The sequence below is a fragment of the Leuconostoc sp. BM2 genome, assembly GCF_002095565.1.
GTDB lineage: Bacteria > Bacillota > Bacilli > Lactobacillales > Lactobacillaceae > Leuconostoc > Leuconostoc falkenbergense.
This window is the reverse complement of record NZ_MOWQ01000093.1, coordinates 1-1,471: the sequence shown is the minus strand read 5'-3', so window position 1 is coordinate 1,471 and position 1,471 is coordinate 1. Positions and strand designations below refer to the sequence as shown.

At 39.6% G+C, this 1,471-nt stretch carries 1 protein-coding gene; it reads left to right on the top strand.

Annotated elements, in window-relative coordinates:
* The first annotated feature begins 159 nt into the window (after nucleotides 1-159).
* Nucleotides 160-1,365 (top strand): IS110 family transposase, encoded by a 1,206-nt coding sequence (locus BMG01_RS10530; protein WP_004914786.1) that lies wholly within the window; start codon nucleotides 160-162, stop codon nucleotides 1,363-1,365.
* Nucleotides 1,366-1,471: the final 106 nt, after the last annotated feature.

The window sequence follows — 1,471 nt, the reverse complement described above, 5'->3', positions numbered from 1 at the left end:
TTTTTTGGCACTGGATGTCGTGAATAAAAGTGGCCGTTTCACTGGCGTTACCACACAATTTGTTCTTAGTAAGTTAGACGCTAGACGTCGAGTATAGAAAATTAGATGGTGATGGCTGCCAGTGACTGTTTCAATCAATTATTCTTTGGAGGTGCACTCATGCACGCTGTTATTGGTATTGATGTTTCGAAGGCAACCAGTCAAGTTGCCGTCGCTGTTGATGGTAAGGTTGTACAGAATTTTAAGATCACCCATGATGTCTTTGGGTTCAATCAGTTAAATACGGTCATTATGCAGTTTAATACGTTCCCAGATATCGTGTTTGAGGCGACAGGCGTTTATTCGAGACGTTTAAAAACTTTCTTAGAGGCCCACAATTATCCTTATACTTGCCTGAATCCTTTGACCGCTAAAAAGCAATTGGATCAATTACGTCCTAACAAAAATGATCTTAACGATGCCAAGCATTTGGCGGAAACGCAATTCATTTTAAAGCGTGCTAAAAGTTACGTCCAGAATCCGATTTATATTGAACTACAAGATATGAGTCGTTTTTACCAACAGTTAAACCACGATATTGTGTCCGCTAAAAATCGGCTACATCGTTTGCTTCAATTGACTTTCCCAGAAATTGAAACTTTGTTTTCAACTACCGATAGCCAACAATATTGGGAGATTGTGTCGTTAATCCCTCATGCCACAATGGCTAAGCATTCACGACAAACGTTATCCGATACGATTCAAAGCAGCGTCAGTCGTCAAATCGGTGTTGCGCGTTTAACACGACTCGTTGATAAACTAGTGGCGCTTGGCATCCTATCAGCGCCTGCTGTTGCCGTTGCTTCGTATAATGTCACCGAGGTGCGTTATTATGCGCAGCGCTTAATTGCGTTATCTCAAAGCAAGGCCAATGTCTTAGCGACTATGGTTGATCAGGCCAAAGATTTACCTGAATATGACATTTATCAGAGTATACCAGGATTTTCGGACAAAACAGTGGTTTCTCTAATCGCTGAATTAGGTGATTTGCATCGTTTTGCGACTAGTAACAAATTGAATGCCTTTGTCGGGATTGACTTACGATTTAATGATTCAGGTGATTATAAAAGTTCTGGGTTCATCACAAAGCGAGGTAATACAATCGCCAGAAAAGTGCTATTCAAAGCCATTAGTAACATTGCTAGTACGGCAACTTATGGTCATCAAAATCATATCAATGATTGGTATCAAAAGAAAAAGCAATCTTCAATGTCAAAGGGAACAAAGAAAATTGCTATTGGTGCGATGTCACGTCTCTTACGAACCATGCACTATCTGGTTTTGAATAACCAATTGTACGATTACGATACAGCGTCAAAGCGCTAGAATTGTACATTTATAAGCCTAACATTTTGCAAAACCAATGTGAAGACATCGGTTTATTTTAGTAGTGCTTGATGACCAATTGCAGCATCATAAAAAGAAGCTAAAT

Bases quoted from the DNA above. Each gene is read 5' to 3' on its own strand.
- BMG01_RS10530 (WP_004914786.1), top strand. From the start codon at position 160: ATGCACGCTGTTATTGGTATTGATGTTTCGAAGGCAACCAGTCAAGTT.